General features: G+C 36.8%; 21 protein-coding genes. 10 read left to right on the top strand and 11 right to left on the bottom strand.

Annotated elements, in window-relative coordinates; all coding sequences use genetic code 11:
• The first annotated feature begins 53 nt into the window (after positions 1-53).
• The 7 genes from F6K18_RS27990 to F6K18_RS28020 all read left to right on the top strand — a co-directional run bounded on the left by F6K18_RS27990 (position 54) and on the right by F6K18_RS28020 (position 3,849).
• Complete coding sequence (locus F6K18_RS27990) at positions 54-812, top strand: sulfotransferase domain-containing protein (RefSeq protein WP_287525667.1); 759 nt, start codon at positions 54-56, stop codon at positions 810-812.
• A 554-nt stretch (positions 813-1,366) separates the two neighbouring features.
• Positions 1,367-1,780 carry a cation:proton antiporter gene (locus F6K18_RS27995; RefSeq protein ID WP_287525668.1) on the top strand — a complete coding sequence of 138 codons (414 nt, stop codon included), beginning with the start codon at positions 1,367-1,369 and terminating at the stop codon, positions 1,778-1,780.
• The gene (locus F6K18_RS28000) at positions 1,777-2,028 is read left to right on the top strand and encodes a hypothetical protein (protein ID WP_287277197.1); all 252 of its coding nucleotides are present in this window, start codon (positions 1,777-1,779) and stop codon (positions 2,026-2,028) included. Before F6K18_RS27995 ends, F6K18_RS28000 begins: the two co-directional genes overlap by 4 nt.
• A complete protein-coding gene (locus tag F6K18_RS28005) occupies positions 2,025-2,303 on the top strand; it encodes a monovalent cation/H(+) antiporter subunit G (protein WP_375341360.1) in 279 nt (92 codons plus the stop codon). Before F6K18_RS28000 ends, F6K18_RS28005 begins: the two co-directional genes overlap by 4 nt.
• Positions 2,300-2,860 (top strand): DUF4040 domain-containing protein, encoded by a 561-nt coding sequence (locus F6K18_RS28010; RefSeq protein ID WP_287525669.1) that lies wholly within the window; start codon positions 2,300-2,302, stop codon positions 2,858-2,860. The genes F6K18_RS28005 and F6K18_RS28010 overlap by 4 nt, the downstream gene beginning before the upstream one ends.
• Positions 2,860-3,522: a Na(+)/H(+) antiporter subunit B gene (locus F6K18_RS28015; protein ID WP_287525670.1), complete on the top strand. Its 663-nt coding sequence runs from the start codon at positions 2,860-2,862 to the stop codon at positions 3,520-3,522. Before F6K18_RS28010 ends, F6K18_RS28015 begins: the two co-directional genes overlap by 1 nt.
• A 90-nt stretch (positions 3,523-3,612) precedes the next feature.
• Complete coding sequence (locus F6K18_RS28020; protein WP_287525671.1) at positions 3,613-3,849, top strand: four helix bundle protein; 237 nt, start codon at positions 3,613-3,615, stop codon at positions 3,847-3,849.
• Here the strand turns inward: F6K18_RS28020 and F6K18_RS36930 are convergent.
• The 6 genes from F6K18_RS36930 to F6K18_RS28045 all read right to left on the bottom strand — a co-directional run bounded on the left by F6K18_RS36930 (position 3,826) and on the right by F6K18_RS28045 (position 7,095).
• Complete coding sequence (locus F6K18_RS36930) at positions 3,826-4,029, bottom strand: element excision factor XisI family protein (RefSeq protein ID WP_353735199.1); 204 nt, start codon at positions 4,027-4,029, stop codon at positions 3,826-3,828. The genes F6K18_RS28020 and F6K18_RS36930 overlap by 24 nt on opposite strands.
• 68 nt (positions 4,030-4,097) lie before the next feature.
• Positions 4,098-4,412: an element excision factor XisH family protein gene (locus F6K18_RS28025; RefSeq protein ID WP_353735198.1), complete on the bottom strand. Its 315-nt coding sequence runs from the start codon at positions 4,410-4,412 to the stop codon at positions 4,098-4,100.
• 370 nt (positions 4,413-4,782) lie between these two features.
• Entirely contained in the window at positions 4,783-5,244 is a 462-nt protein-coding gene (locus F6K18_RS28030) for a CHAT domain-containing protein (RefSeq protein ID WP_287525673.1), read from the bottom strand.
• A gap of 4 nt (positions 5,245-5,248) precedes the next feature.
• On the bottom strand, positions 5,249-5,593 hold the full coding sequence (locus tag F6K18_RS28035) for a DUF6972 family protein (RefSeq protein WP_287525674.1): 345 nt from the start codon (positions 5,591-5,593) through the stop codon (positions 5,249-5,251).
• A gap of 133 nt (positions 5,594-5,726) precedes the next feature.
• Complete coding sequence (locus tag F6K18_RS28040; protein ID WP_287525676.1) at positions 5,727-6,350, bottom strand: ribonuclease H-like domain-containing protein; 624 nt, start codon at positions 6,348-6,350, stop codon at positions 5,727-5,729.
• Positions 6,351-6,636: 286 nt separating this feature from the next.
• Positions 6,637-7,095 (bottom strand): EVE domain-containing protein, encoded by a 459-nt coding sequence (locus F6K18_RS28045; protein WP_287525677.1) that lies wholly within the window; start codon positions 7,093-7,095, stop codon positions 6,637-6,639.
• A 552-nt stretch (positions 7,096-7,647) separates the two neighbouring features.
• Here F6K18_RS28045 and F6K18_RS28050 point away from each other — a divergent pair.
• Positions 7,648-8,289: a Uma2 family endonuclease gene (locus F6K18_RS28050; RefSeq protein ID WP_287525678.1), complete on the top strand. Its 642-nt coding sequence runs from the start codon at positions 7,648-7,650 to the stop codon at positions 8,287-8,289.
• A gap of 342 nt (positions 8,290-8,631) precedes the next feature.
• Here the strand turns inward: F6K18_RS28050 and F6K18_RS28055 are convergent, their stop codons facing one another.
• Positions 8,632-11,022: an ATP-binding cassette domain-containing protein gene (locus F6K18_RS28055; protein ID WP_287525679.1), complete on the bottom strand. Its 2,391-nt coding sequence runs from the start codon at positions 11,020-11,022 to the stop codon at positions 8,632-8,634.
• A gap of 459 nt (positions 11,023-11,481) precedes the next feature.
• Between F6K18_RS28055 and F6K18_RS28060 the strand changes: the two genes are divergently transcribed.
• A complete protein-coding gene (locus F6K18_RS28060) occupies positions 11,482-12,771 on the top strand; it encodes a D-alanyl-D-alanine carboxypeptidase (protein ID WP_287525680.1) in 1,290 nt (429 codons plus the stop codon).
• Positions 12,772-13,418: 647 nt separating this feature from the next.
• Here the strand turns inward: F6K18_RS28060 and F6K18_RS28065 are convergent.
• The 3 genes from F6K18_RS28065 to F6K18_RS28075 form a co-directional block, all read right to left on the bottom strand.
• The gene (locus F6K18_RS28065) at positions 13,419-14,129 is read right to left on the bottom strand and encodes a TIGR00266 family protein (protein ID WP_287525681.1); all 711 of its coding nucleotides are present in this window, start codon (positions 14,127-14,129) and stop codon (positions 13,419-13,421) included.
• 410 nt (positions 14,130-14,539) lie between these two features.
• On the bottom strand, positions 14,540-15,901 hold the full coding sequence (locus tag F6K18_RS28070) for a flippase (RefSeq protein WP_287525682.1): 1,362 nt from the start codon (positions 15,899-15,901) through the stop codon (positions 14,540-14,542).
• Between the two features lie 55 nt (positions 15,902-15,956).
• Positions 15,957-17,180, bottom strand: coding sequence for a DUF1460 domain-containing protein (locus tag F6K18_RS28075; protein ID WP_287525683.1), 1,224 nt, complete (start codon positions 17,178-17,180; stop codon positions 15,957-15,959).
• Between the two features lie 84 nt (positions 17,181-17,264).
• Between F6K18_RS28075 and F6K18_RS28080 the strand changes: the two genes are divergently transcribed.
• On the top strand, positions 17,265-18,755 hold the full coding sequence (locus F6K18_RS28080; protein WP_287525685.1) for an IMS domain-containing protein: 1,491 nt from the start codon (positions 17,265-17,267) through the stop codon (positions 18,753-18,755).
• A 1,229-nt stretch (positions 18,756-19,984) separates the two neighbouring features.
• Here the strand turns inward: F6K18_RS28080 and F6K18_RS28085 are convergent.
• Positions 19,985-22,096 (bottom strand): TIGR00300 family protein, encoded by a 2,112-nt coding sequence (locus F6K18_RS28085; RefSeq protein ID WP_287525686.1) that lies wholly within the window; start codon positions 22,094-22,096, stop codon positions 19,985-19,987.
• Positions 22,097-22,401 lie beyond the last annotated feature (305 nt).

The raw sequence follows: 22,401 nt of genomic DNA on the forward strand, positions 1-22,401 counted from the left end.
GCTTTTACCTACGATAATGTTGTAGCATTAAAAGCCAGAAAATAACAACTAACTTGCTAATTGCTATGTGGGCTTGTCCGAGAACTCGTTCAAGTGCAATAACAAGAGCATTTGAGCAGATTGATGATTGCATGGTCTATGATGAACCTTTACATCATTTTTCCTTTGTTGATAAGATTAATTACCATGATATTATTGATTTTCCATCAGACTATTTGTCCAAATATTATAACAATAGTTATTCAAATATTATTGAAAAACTAATTGGCGATCTTCCAGAAGGAAAATATTTTTCATTCCAAAAACATATGTCATTTCATCTACTTCCAGGTTTTGACAAAAGTTGGATATCTAAAGTAAAAAACTGCTTCCTAATTAGAGACCCACGAGAAACAATTATTTCATATTGGAAAGCTAGAAAATCTGCTGGTTTTAGCTGGGAAAATTCGGAATCTTTTGTTGGCTGGGAAGAACATTATCGACTATTCAAAGAAATTGAAAATATAACAGCACAAAAACCTATTATAATAGATTCAGGAGATATAGTAAAAGATTCAAGGAGTTATTTAAAAGCTTTATGCTGCCAATTAGGAATTAATTTTTCTGAAAAAATGCTTTTTTGGAGACCAGAAGAAACTAATATTTTATCATGGAAAAATACAATTTTTGAACAGTTTCGTGAAGACGTTATTAATTCTAGTGGATTTTTTCAGGAATCTAAAGAAATTAATATTCCAGATATATTAGTACCATGTATTAATAAATGTATGCCACTTTATGAAGAAATGTACAAACATCGATTGCAAGTTTAAAATTCCCGCCTTTGGATATTGCCAATACTTATAGCCTAATAACTTTGGCTTCTATTGCTGATATGACTTAGTATAAACAGGAAGTGCGCACGGACACTAAATAGAGTGAGGACGTTAGCGTTTGCGGTAGCATGACCATAGGAAAGCTTGGCGTTAGGCAATGCCATTTGCGCTCCCTAAAGCTCCGAATTGCGCCCCTACATATGGGGTTTTCAAGGTTAATTTGCGTAATTCCTGACAAACCTATTACTGCTAAACTTGCTGAAGCAGAAATATATTGGCGTGACACACCTTAAATGGTGAGTTAGATGGGGAGATGGGGAGATGGGGACACCTAGAAACAAATATCTATTATATCATGTCCGTTGGTATCGTTTGTGTAAAAGTTAGCGTGGATATCTACAGGAAATTGAAGTTTTTTTCTTGCCTGTTGCCTTTCGGAGCTGTTGCTTGTTGCCTATTTACTATACAAGACCGATGCTACCGGACATGATATTACACAGTTTTAGGCGTGTCACGCCAATAGACATAATTGTAACTAATTACTGGATAGTATGAACACCCTGGGATTTTTCAATATAATCGGATTTTTCAATATAATATTACGACTGACAATATGGTTTTTGCTTACTGCTGATTTGAGTCTGGCAAATATTATCATTGGTGTCAGTATCGCTTTGTTATTACCCCGTAATCGTAAATCATTAGGCGATCTAAAAGATTGGTTAGACGTGTTATGGGAAATTGTGGTCGCAATTCCCCAGGCCTATATAGAAGCAATACAAATTATGCTTCGCCCCCATAATGATGAAGTATTGGTTTGCGAAAAAGTTAAACCAAAACGAACACCAGGATTGATATTTCTGGATATATTTTTGATTACTTTTACCCCTAAAAGCATTGTTTTGAAATACCATGAACAAGGTTGGTATGAAGTACACGTAGTGCGACGGATGAAAAACAAATGAACTATATTTTGATTGCTATGATTTTAGCTTTGCTCATACCCATTTATGAAGCTTGGCAGGATAATAATATTTGGCAGAAAATACTAGCCTTTGCTAGTATTGCCACCAAAACTTCGATTATGATGTTGGTGGTATCCGTTTTGCGAGATGATTGGTCAATTGGAGTAGTTGCAGTTATTATTCTGAGTGTGGGTAATGCGGGATTAATGCTACTGGCAAATTTAATCAAAAGGTTAAACGAAGTATGATTATTGACATTTTAAGTTATAGCTTGATAGTTATCGGGATTATCTTCTGGTTTTGGGGAACATTTCCCCTGCTCGGACATAGATCGGTTTTATTTAAACTCCATAGTCTTTCAGTCGCTGATACCCTTGGGTCGATGAGTATTGTTGTCGGTTTACTACTCAAAATACCTGTAGAATGGCCGTTATTGCTCTTAGCACTGATTACTTTGGCAATTTGGAATACGGTTTTGGGATATGTTTTAGCATATTGCTCTAGTAGTGGAGGGAAAGAATGATTGATAGTTATATTTATGTCATCATTGCTCTACTACCATTAGCAGCTTTGATACTGGTATTTCAAGTTAATCCCTATGATGCTTTAATTATCCGAGCAATTTTAGGAGCAGTAGCAGCTTTGGTATATGCAGTTTTAGGAGCTGCAGATGTAGCTTTAACTGAAGCTTTAGTAGGTACAATGTTAGCTATTACTCTTTATGTTGTGGCAGTTCGTTCCTCTTTAGTAATGCGTCTGGGAATAGTTAAAGGGTTAGATGCAGAAACAGACAGTGGTTTTACTAAATTAATCTCTAAGATTAGACAAACTATTGATAAATATCATTTGCGTCTTGAATTAGTTGAATATCCCAACAAACAAGCTTTAGAATGGGCATTGATAGGTAAAGAGGTTCACGCCATCTGTAGTAAATCAGAACAATTAGAACCAGACAGTGAACCTACTTATCAAGCTAGCATTAGAGTGCATCGTCTTTTTGAGATTATGCAAACCGACCTGACTTCATCAAAAATAACTCTGACATACATAACTGTACCAGACTTGGAGGGCAAACATTAATGAAATGGGTTTATCTTATAGCTGGAATAGCATTATTCATTAAAGTGTTAGTTATGCCAAACCCACAAGCAGAATGGGATGAAATTTCTATTGTGAGAGCGATCGTAGATGATAGTGGAGTACCAAATGCAGTTTCTGGCATCATTTTTAGAAATCGACTCTACGACACAATTTTTGAAGTGGTGGTATTTACGATCGCTATTTTGGGCGTGAATTTTCTCCTCGCAAATGAAAAACCCACCGAAAAAGTTTATCAATTTAGCGATCAACCTTCAATTGTGCTAGCGCGTTTGGGAGCTACTATTACGGCGTTGGTGAGTATTGAGCTAGCAATTAGGGGACATCTAAGTCCAGGTGGTGGGTTTGCGGCAGGGGTTGCTGGAGGAACTGCTATTGGTTTGATTGCCATTACTTCATCATCTGAGAAGATGGAGAAAATCTATAAAAAATGGAATGCTGCTACTTTAGAAAAGATTTCAGTCTTAATATTCATTGTATTGGCAGCTATAACTCTGATGGGATTGGAATTACCTAAAGGAGAGTTGGGTACTCTTGTTAGTGGGGGAATTCTGCCGATACTTAATATTTTAGTGGCAATAAAAGTAACGTTAGGTTCGTGGGCAGTTATTTTACTGTTTATTCGTTATCGAGGGTTGTTGTGAGAGTAGGGAGATGGGGAGATGGGGAGATGGGGAGATGGGGAGATGGGGAGATGGCGGGATTGGATATTGTTGTTGTAGTGGGAAAAATATATGACTGAAAGTCGCGAAAATTTAATTAATAATCATGAAGATTTAGAGGTGTATCAAATTGCTTTTAATACTGCTATGAAAATTTTTGAAATTTCTAAAACTTTTCCCCAAGAAGAAACATATTCTTTAACTGACCAAATTAGGCGTTCCTCCCGTTCTGTATGTGCTAATTTAGCAGAAGCATGGAGGAGAAGACGTTATAAAGGTTTATTTTTATCTATTGGGATGAGAGCTTGAAAACCACGTCGCTAATTCTTCTGCAATATCCACTTCAGTTCCATTCCACTGAAGCCAAATTTTTTCTCCTTTTATATCAATATGAATCGGACAACTATGAATCAAATGTTCTTTTTCCCAACCAAGATAAACAATCTGATAATGGTCTCGTACAGTATCAAAAATTGGCTGTACTTCAATTTATCCATAAGCAGGTTTATTTTTGCTATATTCTAACAAAAATTCCTGGACTAAATGACGATATTTTTCTAGTTTTTCCATTCTGTAATTACCTCTTTTTCTGGATTATAAATAATTAGTTTTACTTGATTTTCATTAACCATTAATTGAGGAAATTCAAGTGTAAAAAAGTTGTTATAAGTAATCACAGGTACAGCTAAATAGAGTATTCGATCTGGTTCATTCTGTCTTAGTGTCGCCCGATAATTAATAAATTGTCCCAAGGCAGTATGAAATTCATAAATAGCTGATGATTTTGGTAAGAAACTTTTAATTTCAACTGCTATCTTTTGATTATCTTTTTGTGCTCCAATTAGTTGTTCTGCACCGAGGTCAATAGACATATCTACACCACCGAAACGAACAAATAATGGGTCATGGGTGATTGACCATCCATCTTTATATTAGAGCATTTTTAACTTCCTGATGAAAAAAATCCCTGGCTGACATTGGTTTTTTTATGTTTATTATAGCAAGACGCTAGGATTGCTATATATTGTACCAAATCGGTTGATCAAAAGTCCAGTCTAGTAGTAGACTGTTTCAGCTAAAATAGTGCGTTATAATTGTCATTGCGAACGATAGTGTTTGCGGAGCATTCCGTTAGGAAAGCAATCTCTAGTAGATTTCCTATTGCAACATTTAAGATGAAACAGTCCACTACTTTGAACCTTTCTTTCCCTTCTGCCTTCTGCCTTCTGCCTTCTGCCTTTCTTAACGCAAACCCGCACAAATAAACCCACTCCAATATTCGGGATGCTCGAATGGATGCTCTTGTTGACAGACTGCTTTTAATCGTCGATCTTTAGTTCCCGATATCCGCTCTTCCAACCGCACCCGCTTCTCATATTCTGCCTGCAACTGTTGATACTCTGGAGCATTTTCCGCACAACCATCGCGCTCTTGTTTTGCTGCCGCTGTCTTCTGAGATGCTAGCTGTAATTTTTCATTCAGCAACTGCTCTAACTCTTGATAATATTCCCTCTCAAACTCCTTCCCTGTTAAATGCCGTAAATCTTGTTGAGCTTTTTGCAACGCTTGGGGACGATTCAAACCAGCTTTTCGTTTTTGATGATAAAATAACGAAAACAATGATGTTGCTAAGTCATCTACTGACCACAAAGAGCTAATTACACCCCTGGCACCTGCACATAAAAAACCTGTATTTAAGGTCATGGTATCATCGGTGATTTGTGTGGTACCGAGATTGGTTTCGCAGATGGTATTGGTTGTTGTCATCAATTTTAATTTCGCCATAATAAAGTGCAATGCGACTACCGTCAGGACTAATTCTATAACCAATGGGTTCTGCAAACAGCATTCCATAGCGCTCATATTCCCTAACGGTATCAGTAAACTCTCCACTTTCAATTATAGCGCAGGCGACCTGGTTCATAGTAGCTTCATCCTTAAATACATGAGCTGCACGTCCTTTTCTCAAAAGCCTTTGCATTTGGGGAGTATCTGGCAAATGCTTGGCAATCTGTGTGGAGTCAAGAACAATTGGACGATTAATTCCACTCATTTAATTTGATTATCTGGTTCATATTTAGACTTAAATTTAGGGTGGTATTGCAGAGCAATATTGCTTCCTATTTTATCTACTAATAATAGCAGAAAAAAAAAAGACAAATATCGCCCCGCAAATCCCAATTTAATTAATGTTCAAAAACATCTTTATACTGCAATAAATCTAACCCCACAAATACAGGTAAATATTCAAAACACTGCTGTGCTAATTCCCATCTTTCCTCACGTTTCAACATTTTAATTAATTTCTCCCTAACACTCAATAAATACCGCACATCATTAGCAGCATAACTCAATTGTTCGTCAGTTAAATTAACTGCATTTCCCCAGTCAGAACTTTGAGCAGATTTATCTAACTCTACTTTTTCTAATTCCATTACTAAGTCTTTTAAGCCATGTTTTCCTGTATAAGTTCGTGCTAACTTACTAGCAATTTTTGTACAGAAAATAGGGGAAACTTTAATATCTAAATGATGCTGCAACATTGCTACATCAAATCTGGCAAAATGAAATATTTTAACTATGCTAGTCGCCTCCATTAACTGTTTTAAATTCGGTGCTGCTTGTTGCCCTTTTTCAATACGAATAGCTGTAACTTTACCTTTAGGGTCGCATAACTGAACTAAACATAAGCGATCGCGCGATGGTAATAAACCCATTGTCTCTGTATCCACTGCAATACTATCTGCTTGCAAATAATCAGATAACATAGTTTCAGTTAAATCGCGATCGCATACTTGAAAATCACTCATTACTCACCTGGTAATTACTAATATTTTTTTGACTGAACAATTATATCAAATTTGTCTGCTTTTGAGTCAGTCCAGTAGGGTGTGTTAGCAAAGCGTAACGCACCAGACACACTTAAATGTTGCTACAAAAAAATCAGTCAAACCTTTCTATAACAAGAGTTATACCAAAAAATCTAATGCACAGTTTTAGCTGTGTCAATCTACTACGACTGGACTGTGGGATGGTGCGTTACTAACGCACCCTACTGGACTAATTTATGGGCACAGAAGAATATAGTAAATTAGCTTAAAAACCATCTTTCATTACTAAAATTTTCTCTGCCACATTTTGAGCAACAGGCATTACGGATAACCTATTTCCTTTCTTAGTAACTAACAATTCATCTGGGCTAAATTCTTGTTTCAAAATAGCCAAAGATATTAACTGAGGAAACTTTTCTACAAATTCCACAGAAACAGTTTGCCACCGAGGCGAATTAGGAGTAGATTTTGGGTCATAATATTGGCTTTTTGGATCAAATTGAGTAGGGTCAGCAATGCCACTTTCCAATATTTTTACTAATCCAATAATGCCAGGAGGCACAGTATTAGAATGATAGAAAAATGCTAAATCTCCCTTGATCATTTGTCGCAAAAAATTCCGAGCTTGATAATTTCTCACTCCATCCCAAATACAAGTTTTTTCAAGCTTCATATCTGAGATACTGTAAGTTTTTGGTTCGGATTTCATTAGCCAATATTTCATTATGTATTTAAAAATGGTATATTATTATTTGAATACTTAAATATAAACACTACTATGAAAAATATAGTAGATCAAGCTAAGTCTAATAACAACAATCAACTAGCGAACGCTATTTTTGGCTATAATATCATGTTCCCCCTCCGGGGGAGCTACGCTAACGGTTGAATACTTATAAATAACTATTGTAAGCAGTCAGGAGTGAGGTAGGGGAGCGGTCAGATTGGCGACGTACAGGAGTCAGGAGGGAAGAAAGGAGAAAAAGAGGAAATATTGGAGATGGGGTATTGATAATTTCAGTATTTATTTGGTACTGTCGGTACTGTCAGTCCTTAAATTTTATTTATAACTGACCCGTCCGCAATTCGTAGCTCCCCCTCCGGGGGAACATGATATAATATAGAGAAAATCAATGAATATAAAAACTACTCAAACAAATTCTTTTTCGTTAAAGATAAATATTCTCAAGCTGAAAAATGGTTAGATAGAGTTAATTCTTAAAAGAGCGATCGCTAACCTTACCTACAATATAAAATATACCTTTTCCGACAAAACATGAGCAAAACCCAAACCCAACTACCCACAGACGCCTGGATAACAGCAACTTGGGAAGAATACATCCAAATTCTTGAAGACCCAAGTTATGAAAAAGCCAAAGTTTACTACCACAAAGGAAAACTCAGAATAGAAATGTCACCACTAGGAAATGATCACGCTAAAGACCATGCAGTGATTATGGGTGCAATTGTTTTATTTGCTACGACTAAAAATATTCCCCTGAGCAGTAGAGATAACTGTACCTACCGCAAAACAGGATTTCGAGCAGCTCAACCTGATGCTTCCTATTACATTGGGGAAAATGCTGATGTCATTCCTTGGGGAACTTCTTTTATTGACCTGGATATTTATCCTCCACCAACTCTAGTTATTGAAGTTGCCAATACTTCCCTCTCTGATGATAAAGGGGAAAAGCGTTTGCTTTATGAAGCACTTAATGTTGCTGAATATTGGATAGTTGATGTTCAGAATGTAGAAATTATTGCCTTTGCTGTTGCTAACAATGGTAGTAGAAAAATCGATCGGTCTCAAGTTTTGCCTGGTTTAGACATTTCTTTATTAAATGAGGCGCTTCAGCGCACTCGTCGAACAAATGAAACTCAAGTTTATGCTTGGTTATTACAGCAGTTTCAATCTTAGAAGGGAGTAGGGAGTAGGGAGTAGGGAGTAGGGGAGTAGGGGAGTAGAGGAGTAGAGGAGTAAGGACGTTGCATGCAACGTCTCTACAAAGTTACAGCGGATTCCACTTTGGTGAGGTAAACCCACGCGAGCAAGATGCTCGCACTGAGAATATTTAATTTAGGACTTACGCAGATAAGCTATATATAGTGCTCAAAACTATTGTCCAATAGTTATTTGACCCTATAAATAGTGCCTTTGCGTAAGTCCTGTAATTATTAATATCTGTACTTCATATACCTAGAATCTCTTGTATCATTTAATGACTTAATAGCTGATAGCTGATAGCTGACTGCTGAATGCTTATATAATATCTTTCCTCTTCTGAAACCAAATAGTAAAGCCTAAATAAATCAGCGAATGTAAACATAAAGCTCCCCAACTTATCCCTAAATTTTCCCAGTTAAGGTTGTAAACATCTGAACCAGAAAATGGTAAAGGAACGGTACTTCCATCTGGTAATTTAGTTGCTTCTGGCACCATATTATTAACATTTACAAGTGCCCCATAGGCAGATACAGACCAACGACTTAACATTAGCCAAGAAAATTTACTAGCTATACCTGTCATTTCAAATAAAACACCAGAAAAAATAATTTGAGGTAGCAATATTAAGGGTAAAGCACTATTAGCTTGAGAACCATTTTTCACAATAGATGAAATCATTAATCCCAGACTAATACAGCTTATTAATGTTAAAAAAGTGGTAATACTAACTCCTATAGACCATGAAATTAATTCTGGCTGGGGATTTTCAAATCCCAGTATTACTACTACTACTATTAATAGAGTTTGCAGAGTTGCTAATAATCCTAGAACTATTAATTTTGAGCTGAGATAAGCAAATAATCCTAAGTTAACTAATCTTTCCCGAATATAAATAGCTGATTCTTTGACTATTTCTTGCATAGAACTAGACAGACCAACCCATAAACAAGCGCAGGTAAATACAAATAATACTCGCAAAGCTAAAGGAGCTAAGGAGGGTTCTGGGTCGCCAATTAATGGGTTTTTATCTCTAACTGCAAATAAAATTAAACTAATACCAATAGGGGCAGTAAATAAAGCTAAACCTAAGTTAATGGGGTCGCGAATAATTAATTGAAAATATCGTTGAATTAAAATCAAAAGTTGTTTCCCAAAAGAAGCGGGTTGTTTTTTGGGGGGTAAATTAGTAGGGGATTTTAAATTATCGATACTGAGATGATTGGCAATATAACGTCGATAATATTCTGATTGACGAAAATTATTTACCCACTCATTAATATTTTCATCATTGGTTTCTAGTTCGTTATAAATATCAGCAAAATCACCAGTATTGACAGAGAAAAAAGTCATAGCTTCTCTCGAGGAGCCAAAATAACATAAACGCCCTCCTCTACCTAAAAAAACTACTCGGTCGCAAATTCTAATATTAGCTGTGGCATGGGTAACTAAAATAATTGTTCGTCCTTGATTTGCCAACTTTCTTAATAGTTGCATCATTTTTTTATCTAAACCTGGGTCGAGTCCTGATGTCGGTTCATCTAAGAAAAATAATTTGGGGTCTGCTAATAATTCCACGCCAATACTTACCCTTTTTCTCTGCCCCCCACTTAACTGACTAACTAATACATTTTTCCTCTCTTTCATCTCTATTTGTTCTAGAGTTTTTTCAACTACTTCTTGAATATTAATATCCGGCGGTAATCGCAATTTTGCCGCATAATTTAAAACTTCTAATACTGTTAATTCTCGATGAATAATATCATCTTGAGGAACATAACCAATTTGAGTCCGATAGATATTGAAATTATTCCTTAAATCTTCACCATTAATATAAACTTTGCCTTTAGTTGTAGGGTCTATTCCTAATAATGTTCGCATCAAAGTTGATTTACCAGTGCCACTACCTCCCACCAACGCTACAAACTGTCCTGGTTCGATCGCAAAAGAGATATCATTTAGCAAAACTCGTGTTTTTCCTCGTTGGTCTCTGATAATTCTAAATAGGTGATCAGCATCAATACGAATTTGATTTCCAGGGTCAAAAACTTCTAGGCGATCGCCACGCCTAATTAGAGTAAAAGGTCCTATTTTGACGACCGCTCCTTCAGTCAAAACAATAGAGTTTTTAACTCGCACCCCATTGACAAAAACGCCATTGGTACTATAGTCGTGTAAAACGTAATTACCCTGACCACTAGGTTCAATGGTGGCATGACTACGAGAAACAATGGGAGCATCCAATTCCAGAGTGGCATCAGGATCGCGACCAAGTAAAACTGATCGATCTTTTAAAGATATTGAGCGCGTTTTTGGTAAAGATGCTATAGTTATGGGATTATTAGGATCGAAATATTTCAGCAAGATTTGGTTTTGGGGGTCGAGACCAATTTTAATTTCCATGCCATTCTCTAGAAGATGACCTTCAGATGGAGTGATGCGAGTACGATCTAGAAATAATCCATTGGTGCTTGCTCGATGACCGTCACCATCATAAATATGGTAGCGATAATCAATTTTCCGGATAGTGGCGTGGTAACTAGATATGACTAACCAACCTGAAGGTACTACAAGATCGGCGTGGAGGCGATCGCGCCCTAATATATGATTGTCTTGTGTCAGTTGGAAAGTGATAATTTGGCCTTGATTACTTAATTCTATATAAGGATTATTACTTAAAAGGGTAGTTTGCCCTGTTTTTTTATTCATACTTAATATTAGATTTTAGATTCTCTTGCACAAATTGACAAAAACTATTTATATTTAATCAGAAGTGGGTAATAAGTTCTAGTTGAATCTACAATTTATTCTGTTAAGTTGAGCAGAAAATAGACGATTGTTTCGGGCAAAATTTATTGCTAAATTAACTATATTATTTATCTAAAAAAAAATCTAATCAAACAAAGTCAAAGTATCAATATTTGATTATTTTTTGATATGGCAGTGGAAAGAAAGGACGCGGACAGATAAAAAGGTTAAAACTCAGAAAACGCCAGATTTTTCCTTCTGTTGTAGATAACTACAATCTTCTTACTTATTACTTCTTCCTTCTGCTATGTAAACTGCTAAAATGCCAGACAGAGTTAACTATAGTATAATCTCTAGATATTACTGCAATAAATGAAGATGAAACTAATGCTAAAAAAAATTTTTATAACTACTATCTGTATGGCGTTATCTTTAGCTGGGTGTAAATCACCTGAACCGGAAATACCATCTCCTTCTCCTGAAACCACACCTTCCCCACAAGTATCAATTGAAATTCCGGAAAAACCCTTAACACTACCTCCAGATAATCCTGAAAAAATAGCCTCTACTCAAGTACAAACATATCTTAGTAGATTAGCAAATCAAGGATTTTCTCAACAAAATCAAGGAATATGGATACAATCAAATGATACTTTATTAGCAAATTATCAAGGTACAATTCCTTTACCAGCAGCTTCAATTACTAAAGTAGCAACTTCTTTAGTAGCCTTAAAAACTTTCAATCCCGACCATCAATTTATTACTTTAATTGGCACAACAGGTACAATTGAAAATGGCATTTTAAATGGAGATTTAGTCATTCAAGGAGGAGAAGATCCATTTTTTGTGTGGGAAGAAGCGATCGCTATTGGTAATTTATTAAATCAAATGGGGATTCAAAGAGTTACTGGCAATCTAATTATTACTGGCAAATTTTACATGAACTTTGAATCTAATCCTCAGACTGCTGGTAATTTATTGAAACAAGGATTAAACAGTCAAATTTGGTCTTCAGAAGTTTTAAATCAATATCAGACTTTGCCTCCAGGTACAGCAAAACCACAAGTAATAATTGATGGGGTTGTAGCAGTTTCTCTTACTCCTCCTGAAAATCTCAAACTATTAATTAGGCATTATTCTTTTCCCCTAGCTGAACTGGTCAAGAAAATGAATCAATATAGCAATAATTTAATGGCAGATATGTTAGCTGAAGCTGTGGGAGGTTATCAAGTGGTTGCGACAAAAGCTGCTGAATTTACAGGATTACCAAAAGAGGAAATTCAACTAATTAATGGTTCTGGTTTAGGAGAAGAAAATCGCATTTCTCCCCGTGCTGCTACTGGAATGTTTATAGCAATTCATAAATATCTTCAGCAATACAATATGAGTGTGGCAGATGTGTTTGTTATAGTTGGGAAAGATAAAGGTATTTTAGATGAACGTAAACAACTTCCAAATTTGGCAGTAGTTAAGTCTGGAACCCTAGATTATGTTAGTGCTTTAGGAGGAGCTTTACCAACAAAAGAAAAGGGAGTTGTTTGGTTTACAATTCTGAACAAAGGAGCTAGTGTAACAGAGTTACGCAACCAGCAAGAAATTTTACTTAAAGATGTTTTAAATAACTGGGGTTATGTTGATTTATCACCAGCAAACTTAACAGCTAATCCTGAGAGAAAAACTAAAACTTCTCGTAGTGAAATTATACAATAGGGAATAGGGGAGCGGGTAGGGAGGTTGCGTACAAGGTCTGTAGAGGAGTAGTCAAAACATGAATAATTAGGGTTTGCTGAAAAAGTATGAGTAGGGACGTTACATCCAACGTCCGTACAGAGTCAGAATAAATAGGAGTTATAGAGGATCTACCAGGAAGAATAGTCCCTTGATTTTTCTGCTGTAGTGAGCATTAAAGGCTCACTTTTTGAACCTGAATAACCTAAAAAATTACACTTTTTCAGAACCTAAAAAGGCTAAAAAATTATCTGTCAATACTTTTAGATTTAATTAGCATATAGCGTTTCTCAAGCTTATGAGGTACACCTATCTTTAATTTCTTTTCTCTTCCTGATTCCTGATTCCCTCCATACCTATTCCCTGTTCCCAGTTAAGTGTTCCCTAAAACCTAGAATTTTGTACCTCACCAGCATGGGAATTGCTATAGCAATCATTAACAAGCTTCTGGTTAATAAGGTTAATAATTATCAAAAAGGTCATTTTGCCTGTTAATTACTCAAGTAAATCATTATTTTTTTCAAATTGGTATTAGACATCTCCAATAATAAAAAATAAAATCAATTATTTCTCCCTACTCTTGAGGGACTTTGCATACAACGTCCCTACTACTTCCTACTCCCTATTTTCTAAGAAATTGACTGCTGAACAGGTGCAGCAGCAACAATTTTTCGTGCCATAGTTGAAAGAGGTAAACTTTGTATATAAACTAAACCAGGACCCGTTAGTTTAGTTAAAAATAAACCCTCTCCAGCAAATACAATATTCTTCAAACCACCCATCATTTCAATCTCATATTTTATCGACGTAGAAAAACCAACAACTGCACCAGTTTCTACCCGTAATTCTTCCCCGTCAGCTAAATTTTTTTCTACAATTGTACCACCAGCATGAACAAAAGCTAATCCATTTCCCTGTAATTTTTGCAGGAGAAAACCTTCTCCACCGAAGAAACCAGCACCTACTTTTTTAGTAAAGGCAATTTCGATATCAATACCATTAGCAGCGCAGAGAAAAGAACTAGATTGACATAAAAATTCTCCACCTAATTCCGTTAAATTTAAAGGAATAACTTGCCCTGGATAGGGAGCAGCAAAAGCAACTCTAGCTTTACCTGTACCTTGATTGAAAAAAGTGGTAATCATAAAACTTTCCCCAGTCAACATTCGCTTAAAACCTTTCCAAGCACCACCACCAGTAGTAGTTTGCATTTCAATCCCTTGTTCCATATAGGTCATTGCTCCTGCTTCTGCTCTTACTCCTTCTTTAGGGTCAAGTTCAATTTCTACTAATTGTAGAGATTCTCCTTTTATTTCATAGTCAATAATATCAGCGGCCATAAAACATACACATTCTTAATATTATTGAGATGATAACATTATTTGCTGCTCTATCGTTTTTCCTTTTTTTTATATTTACTCCTTCTTACCGAATTATTAATTATTAATAATTAAATATAGCAGTCAGGAATCAGATGTGAGAATTGAAGTGTTCCTTAAAGGTATAGAATATAGCAGTTATCTTATAATATATAGATACATTTTTTCTTTGTTCCCAGTTAAGTGTTCCCAGTTAAGTATTCCCTGTTCCCTAAAAATCTCCAATATCTCACAACTCAAACCATATTGCTATAATTAAATAATTCGCGCCTTGAAGCCTTCCCTTGGATAGGGAAAAAAAGTGCTCTTGAATTTGCTGATCTTCAATTCCGTAACGGTTTTAACCAGAGGTAATTATCAATTATCCATGATCAATTATCAATTAATGAATTCTTCCTTATTCCCTTAGCAAAAAAACTATAAAAAACCGAAGGGTAAATACCTAAATGCTTAATCACTAGGAAACTAAGCCAGATATTCCACATCGCCATAGTCAAGCTAGTAGCGATCGCTGCTCCAATGGAACCAAAGATAGGAATTAATACTCCATTCAAAACAATATTAATTAAAGCAGCATAACCATAAACAAAAACCGCTTGATTTTGATGACCTGTCATAATCAACAAGAAACCCACAGATCCACATAAAGCATTTACCAACTGTCCTAAAACCAAAATCTTTAACTGCCAGTGAGCAACGACAAAATCCGATCCAAAAATCCCCATTACAGGTTTGGCGAAGATAATCAAGATAGCAGCAACAGCTAGGGAAGACCAGAACATCCAGACAGTCACTTTAGAGACCAGCTTTTGTAACTCCTGGCGATCGCCTTGTACATACAGGGTAGTAAAAACAGGAGCGACTACGATATTAATAGTTTGCAAAGAGAAAGCTACCCATTCAGCAGTCTTCACCGCCGCGCTGTAAATCCCCGCCTCATCAGCTCCGATGACCGAACCCACCATCACAATATCTGTTTGACTCAAAATCTCCCTAAATCCCGCCTGTAATAACAAAACTAGAGCGATGTTTATCCACTCCCGGTAGTTATAGATGGGAGTAGTCTGCTCAACTTCTGCATTCAATTTGCCCCACAACAACCACAACTGGAATGATAGGGAGATCGCCAGCATTACCATTGCCATTTCGATTGTTGTGATGCTGCGGAGTGCGTGGTTTCTTTGCCACAAAAATAATCCTCCTGACAGCAATAATATTGGCCATATTACTAGGGATGGTGTATAGGCCAAAGTTACATCTTTCATTGCTCTAGCTGTTTCCAAAAATAATTGGACTAAAGCTTGTAATGGCACTAACCAAATCCCGATTAGAAGTGGTTTTGCGTAGGCAAAGCTGTGATAATAGTTGAGCAATAAAATTAGACCCGTGGTAACTAAACACAAAAAGACACTACTCAATATGGTCAGTAACAAGCTGCCACGGATAATACCGCCCAAACGCCCCCAATCTTGCTTAACTCGGTATTCGGAAATTAAGCGCAATACCGTGCGAGGGAAACCCAATCCTGCTGGAATTGCTAAGAGTAATGACCAAGAGATGACATATTCATAAATTCCGTACTCGGTTTTGCCCATCCATCGGGCTAGAAATACTTTAACTAAGTAGATCAGCAATAACCCTGTTAATTGAATAATCAAGGCTACTTTAACATCTTTAACTAGAGCGCTGAAGTTGAAACTGTCTGAATTTGCTGATAATGAAGTTTGAGTCATAGATGCTGATTTTTTTGATTACGCAAAAGATGAAACTATACACCACCTGTAGGGGTTAATGGCCGTTAACCCCTACTACTTCTCTTGGATCGACAGGTCTTGCCACTAAAATACCAATGGCACTTTCCACATTCCAAATATATCTTTCTAAATCATAAGCAACCGTTACTTTTCCCGCAGGGGAAGCATGAATCAAACCAATATTACCATCAGAATTACGATAAACTAAACCAGTATGAGTCACATCTAAGCCATTAATTTCTGTTGCTACGGCGACTATATCTCCCGCTTTTAACTGAGAATAAACGGTACTAATTTTATAGTAAGGAATATAATTAATTTTCAGTTTACTGATACTATCTTCCATACTAACAATACATTGATAATTAGCATCATTCCTAGCAATTTGTGGATACTTAAATCTATTTTTACTCATAAAAAATAATTGCTTATTTACCCTTTCACCACCTAATTCAACACCGATATCTATAACAGTTCCACGTCTTTTATTATCAGCAATCCATTCAGAAAAATAATGTAAACGGCTGCAATATCCATCCATTTTACCTTTCCAGTAACGCTGGTTTCTAATGTTATTAATAAAGGTCAAATAAGCATAATCTTCCATTGCTATTCCCCTAGCCATTGCCAAGACAGTTTCCACAAATAATACACAATCAAATCCATCTAAACTAATAACTAAAGATTCTTGATTTGATTGGTCTAATAATCCAGCCTTGTAGGGAGCACCAATAAAATAATCAGCGATCGCCTGCATAATTTCTGCCATCGGACGTTGAGAAAGATTTTGTTTTATAGCATATTCCATCACTGGTTTAAACTGAGGATCTTCGGGAATATTATTGGCTGATGGTTTGTTAATTCTTTTGTCTCCAACATTTTTATTTAACTGAACATCAATTACTGGTCTTGTCGGAGGTTGAGAAGGACCTATAGGTGCTTCTTTTAAAATATTTTGCCTTGATAAAATAGATAATTTTGATGATTTTTTTTCATCAATATCTAGAGATTTTAAAGTAGTATCATCAAATTGAACTATACGAAAATTAGATAGTTTTTCTGAAGCAGATAATTGTGAATTAATATTATTTTTATTGTCAGATTTTATTTTGCGATTATCCCGAACATTAGCAATATATTTAGTCTGTAAATTAACACTCTTTTGAGCAGCATTAATCTTATTTACAATAGATAAAATTCCTGTATGGCTGCCAGTAATCGCTACTGTTAAAATAATTAACTTTAATAATTTTCTCATTTTTGATAAGGATTATTAGCTAATAAGTATGTTATCCTGAATTAAAACAAATGGGTAATAATTCCTGATGTGAAACCGACAGTTTTGAACAATCGCTATCAAGTTATACAAGCACTCAGTAGTGGTGGGTTCGGAGAAACCTTTTTAGCTCAAGATACCCAAATGCCTTCAGGCCGCTACTGTGTAATTAAGCAACTTAAAGTAGTTACAAATAATCCCGAAATTTACCAACAGGTATTGCAACGTTTCCAACGAGAGGCGGCCATTTTAGAAGAATTAGGGGAGACTAATAGCCAAATACCCAAGTTGTATGCTTATTTTAGTGATACAGCAGGTCAATTTTACCTGGTACAAGAATGGATAGAGGGAGAAACTCTAGGGAAAAAAGTAAAAACTACAGGCCCAATGACAGATGGTGATGTTCAGAAAATTCTGATTAGTTTACTATCGGTTATTACTTATATACATAGCAGAAATATTATTCATCGGGATATTAAACCGGAAAATATTATTTTGCGCCAACAGGATGACTTGCCAGTTTTAATAGATTTTGGGGCAGTAAAAGATTCTATTAGCACAGCAATTAATTCTCAAAATACGACACCTATTTCTATGATGATTGGTACTCCTGGATATATGGCTTTTGAACAAGCAGCAGGACGACCAGTTTATGCAAGCGATTTATATAGTTTAGGACTAACAGCTATTTTTCTACTAACAGGAAGAGTTCCCCAAGATTTAGAAATGGATTTACAAACAGGGAAGATTATTTGGCAAAAATATACGAGTAATTTAACTTCTAAATTAGCAGGAATTTTAGACCGAGCAATTCAACCTAATATTAACGATCGCTTTGCTACATCTACAGAAATGTTAGATGCTTTAAAGTCTAATTCAACTCAGGTTTTTACTAATGAAAAAACTCCGTCATCTTCATCTTTAGTAGTAATCAATAATTCTGACACAGCGACAACTTTAAATTCACCTTTAGACCAATGTATAGACCCTCCTTCAACTCAATTATCTATTAATCGCAAAACTTGGCAGAAAGCTGTGATTATTAGTGGTGCTATTGGCAGTTGTTTTTTGAGTAGTATTTTGCTCAAAAATGTCTTAAGCAAATCTCCCCAAACGGACTTAGAAATACCAAATATTCCCACACCACCCACCACCGAGTTAGTAACATCAATTTCTCAACAACAAGCTCAAGAATTAATCCAGAATTGGTTAAAAGCAAAAAAAGAAATATTTGCTCCTCCCTATAACCGAAAACTTGCTGCTGAATTAACAACAGGAAAAGTCTATGATAGTATAGTAGCCTCCAATGGAGCGATCGCCTGGTTAAAAGAAAATAATGCTTACTATCAGTATAGAGTACAAAAAATAGATAGTATTGAATATTTTTCTACTCAAGGAAATCAAGCCAAGATTCAAATTAAAGTTACTGAAGAATATCAACTTTTTAAAAATGATAAATTAGAAACTACAAGGTCAGGCTCTGCCCAACTAACAGTTATTTATAATTTGACATTTGTAGACGGCAAATGGAAAATAGCTACTTCTCAGATTATTTAGAAATAAAACTATAGTAATTCGTAGAAAAAAACAAGTATAGTTTACAAAGGGTGATAAATACTATATGTACTTCTTTGTTATTAAATTATTATACCAAATTTCAAAAAGGTAGTTATATTAAATTTGGTTGAACCGGAGTAATACTAAATCGGGTTTTATATCATGTCCGGTAGCATCGGAGCGTGTATAAAATTAAGGTGACACTCTTGAGAAAACCTTCTGCCTCCTGCCTCCTGCCTTCTGCCTTCCTTCCACCAAAGTCTAATTATTCAAACGGACATGATATTACTAGTGGTCTGTCCCGTTAATTTTGACGGGTAGGATAAATTTTTGAAAGCTTAACTCTTGCGTCTTCTGTACGAAAACGCCAATCTACACAAACCGGGGTTGCATTGCGCTCACCCTGCCAAATTGAAACTTCTTTTTCTCATTTTTCTCAAGTTTCAGCATCTGGAATTCGTCGATTTAAACATTGCCCTACAAGTACAGATAATTCAGATTCAAGCATCTTTAACTAACTACCATATTTTGGTGTATGTTGAATTTCGAGTTTTTTTGCAATTCTTCTGGCTTACGCTAGTTCAAATACTTCATAGAACCCCCGATCGTATCTTTGCACGGGGTATGTGCTTTTGGCTGCCGTCCTTAGAACTCAGTCGTTGGTGAAGTCAGGAGATTCAGGAACGAGAATAGGGCCAAAAGCGGATGCAACCCCGCGCCCTTCGGGTATCTCTTTAGTTGCATGACTGTCGGCGGGGTGCCTATAGGGCGGAACCTGCGTCCGCCCACAGCCCCTTGGGAACCCGCAGGGCGCACTGCACTCACTGCCCGATAGCGCACCAGGTAGGGCACCAAGCAGGTAGAAAAATGCTTCCATCTCCCCATCTCCTTATCTCTCCATCTCCCCACCTCCCTATCTTTTTTTAAATAGGGGTTGCTGATTAAATATAAAAGTCTTTACAGATAAAAATTTTAGCCTTTTTAAGTATCAAAAAGTGCGAGGTTTTAGGTGGTAATGGTTCAATTAGGAGCGGATTTTGCTCAAGAGTTGGGCAGAAAAATTAAGGGACTATTCTTCCTACTATCTCCTCTATAATTCCCTGTTCCTCCTGTCTCCTGTCTCCTGTCTCCTGTCTCCTACCCCTACTAAAAGACTTTTTCAGCAAGCCCTAAATAGATATCAAATGGGTTCTATAAGTATTTAACCCGACATGATATAACTTCTAAAGTTATGCTTTAGCTACAGAATAAGGACTTGTCAACTGTTCCAACTGGGCAACCAATAAACTGAGGAACAAACCAACATCAGTCACAACTCCAACTGATTCAACGGAACCGCGATCGCTCAATTTAGTCACCACCGCCGGATTAATATCAACGCAAACCATCTTCACTCCAGCAGGTGTCATATTCCCCACCCCAATAGAATGCAACATAGTTGACAACATCAAAACCATATCGGCACCTTTCAACAACTCTGTATATTCTTCCTGTGCCTTAATCAAATCCATCTGAGTATCAGGCAGAGGTCCGTCATCACGAATCGAACCTGCTAAACAGAAGGGTACATTATTCTTAACACACTCATACATCACACCCTTTTTCAAAATACCAGTCTCAACTGCTTTAGCAATGCTACCACAACGCCGAATAGTATTAATAGTCTTCAGATGATGTCGATGCCCACCATGAACTGCAACTCCCTGTTTCATATCCACACCAAGAGAAGTTCCCATCAGTGATTGTTCAATATCGTGAACTGCTATAGCATTACCACCCAACAATGCTTGCACATATCCTTGACGAATCAAATGTGCTAAATGTTCACTACCACCAGTGTGAATCACCACTGGACCTGCTGTAACTACTATTTTGCCTCCACGATCGCGAACTTGCCGTAATTCCCAAGCCACTTGTTCAACAATCAATTCTACTCTACGTTCGCTAGAAACGCCAGCAGACATAAAACTGAACTCTTCTTTATTTCGTTTTTCACGGGATTCTGTTTTGCGGATAGAGCGAATACCTATGACATCTACCACGACTTTTTCGCCAATTTTTACATCCCGCAGCACTTTACATTTTGCTTGAATCTTACCGTCAGTTTCAGTAATGGCGATCGCTCCATCCATCCTTTGATTTTGTACTCGTATCCACTGACCTTTTACTCTAACTTCAGTAGGATAAATAGTAGATACATAAAAATCATCAGGGGCAACACCATCTTGTTCCACTGACTCCAATTTAGCATCCTCCACATCCTCAGTAGGCACTAATGCACCAATGTCAATGAGTTGACTCATTATTTCTTCCATGACCTCATGGGAAGGTGCAGAAACTTTGACTTCAGCGAGGGAAGTGCTTTGACGTTGTTCTCCGAGATTAAAGTTGAGGACTTTGAAACTACCCCCACCTTCAACTATTAAATCTAAAGCTTGGTTGATCAAGCCAGAGTCCAGTAAATGTCCTTCCATACGAATGGTACGACTTTCAACTTGTACAACGGCATAACGATCGGGTATAATTGGCTCTGTAACTCTAAGAGTGAGGCATTTAGCTGCACCGCCTGCTTTGAGAAATTCACTTAGAAGTGTTTCAATGACGTTGAAACCTACTTCGGTAAGGAGTGATTTCAAGCTTTCACTCACCTTGTTCATAATGATGGTTTGGTTGATGTTAACTGCATTGCAGGCAAAGTTAACTGCATCTGCTTCTGCTACAGTTATTCGTTTTTCTGGTGGCACTCGCATTTCAATTAGGCGGTTGGAGTAAGAGTCGAATGCGGGAGGATAGTAAAGTAAGTAACCTCCTGTTAGAGGACAGAAGCAGGTATCAAGATGATAAAAACGCTCGTCTGTAAGTCTAAGTGATAGCACTTCGATGTCGAGCCATTTTGCCAGAAGTGGGTGGGAGTCTAATTCTGAACGGAAGCCATATCCTGCCCAGAGGTAACGACCTTCTCTATCTAGTAGTGCATCCCCCGCTCCTTCAAAGGGGAGGTCTTTGGGAAGTTCGTGAACGATAAAACCCTGATTTAGGAACCATTCTTTGAAATGGGGTTCTTCTCCTTGACGTTCCTTGTGGTAAAAACGGCTGAGAACAACAGTATTTCCAAGGATCAAACCTGCATTGGCAGTGAATACCATGTCAGGCCATCCTTTTTGAGGTGTTACTAGGTCTACGACCGCGTTTTCTTTAATAATGTCGTGGAGTTGATACCATTGTTCAACGGAGCGATCGCGTGAGGATTTATGAATATTTCCCTCCATCCAAGGATTAATTACATAGTCTACATCATAGTGGTCGGGGGCACACATCAGAAAGCGAATTGAATCATTCATAATTTATTACCGGGTAAATGTCCTGTATAGCGCTACGCGCAAGTCATAAGTCATAAGTCATAAGTCATAAGTCATCTATGACGATCGTTTGAGCATTTAGGAAGATCCTCAGCTTTGCTTCGACTGCTATATAATATTGGTCTACTGAGTTTATTTGATAGCCAAAGGAAAACCCACTCGTGACATACTCCCACACTAAGCTGCCGCTATAGTGTGGGCTTCTCGTTTCGTAGCCCTGCTATTGCATCGGGCTCCACGAGCTTTAAAGACGGAATGCCCTACCGCCCTATTTTTGATATTTATCG

This window comes from Okeania sp. SIO2C2, from assembly GCF_010692625.1.
GTDB lineage: Bacteria > Cyanobacteriota > Cyanobacteriia > Cyanobacteriales > Microcoleaceae > Okeania > Okeania hirsuta.

What these genes read in the sequence shown, in the direction of transcription:
- F6K18_RS27995 (WP_287525668.1), top strand. Translation starts at nt 1,367, where the DNA reads ATGAACACCCTGGGATTTTTCAATATAATCGGATTTTTCAATATAATA.
- F6K18_RS28000 (WP_287277197.1), top strand. Translation starts at nt 1,777, where the DNA reads ATGAACTATATTTTGATTGCTATGATTTTAGCTTTGCTCATACCCATT.
- F6K18_RS28005 (WP_375341360.1), top strand. Translation starts at nt 2,025, where the DNA reads ATGATTATTGACATTTTAAGTTATAGCTTGATAGTTATCGGGATTATC.
- F6K18_RS28010 (WP_287525669.1), top strand. Translation starts at nt 2,300, where the DNA reads ATGATTGATAGTTATATTTATGTCATCATTGCTCTACTACCATTAGCA.
- F6K18_RS28015 (WP_287525670.1), top strand. Translation starts at nt 2,860, where the DNA reads ATGAAATGGGTTTATCTTATAGCTGGAATAGCATTATTCATTAAAGTG.
- F6K18_RS28020 (WP_287525671.1), top strand. Translation starts at nt 3,613, where the DNA reads ATGACTGAAAGTCGCGAAAATTTAATTAATAATCATGAAGATTTAGAG.
- F6K18_RS28025 (WP_353735198.1), bottom strand. Translation starts at nt 4,412, where the DNA reads ATGTCTATTGACCTCGGTGCAGAACAACTAATTGGAGCACAAAAAGAT.
- F6K18_RS28030 (WP_287525673.1), bottom strand. Translation starts at nt 5,244, where the DNA reads ATGACCTTAAATACAGGTTTTTTATGTGCAGGTGCCAGGGGTGTAATT.
- F6K18_RS28035 (WP_287525674.1), bottom strand. Translation starts at nt 5,593, where the DNA reads ATGAGTGGAATTAATCGTCCAATTGTTCTTGACTCCACACAGATTGCC.
- F6K18_RS28040 (WP_287525676.1), bottom strand. Translation starts at nt 6,350, where the DNA reads ATGAGTGATTTTCAAGTATGCGATCGCGATTTAACTGAAACTATGTTA.
- F6K18_RS28045 (WP_287525677.1), bottom strand. Translation starts at nt 7,095, where the DNA reads ATGAAATATTGGCTAATGAAATCCGAACCAAAAACTTACAGTATCTCA.
- F6K18_RS28050 (WP_287525678.1), top strand. Translation starts at nt 7,648, where the DNA reads ATGAGCAAAACCCAAACCCAACTACCCACAGACGCCTGGATAACAGCA.
- F6K18_RS28055 (WP_287525679.1), bottom strand. Translation starts at nt 11,022, where the DNA reads ATGAATAAAAAAACAGGGCAAACTACCCTTTTAAGTAATAATCCTTAT.
- F6K18_RS28060 (WP_287525680.1), top strand. Translation starts at nt 11,482, where the DNA reads ATGGCGTTATCTTTAGCTGGGTGTAAATCACCTGAACCGGAAATACCA.
- F6K18_RS28065 (WP_287525681.1), bottom strand. Translation starts at nt 14,129, where the DNA reads ATGGCCGCTGATATTATTGACTATGAAATAAAAGGAGAATCTCTACAA.
- F6K18_RS28070 (WP_287525682.1), bottom strand. Translation starts at nt 15,901, where the DNA reads ATGACTCAAACTTCATTATCAGCAAATTCAGACAGTTTCAACTTCAGC.
- F6K18_RS28075 (WP_287525683.1), bottom strand. Translation starts at nt 17,180, where the DNA reads ATGAGAAAATTATTAAAGTTAATTATTTTAACAGTAGCGATTACTGGC.
- F6K18_RS28085 (WP_287525686.1), bottom strand. Translation starts at nt 22,096, where the DNA reads ATGAATGATTCAATTCGCTTTCTGATGTGTGCCCCCGACCACTATGAT.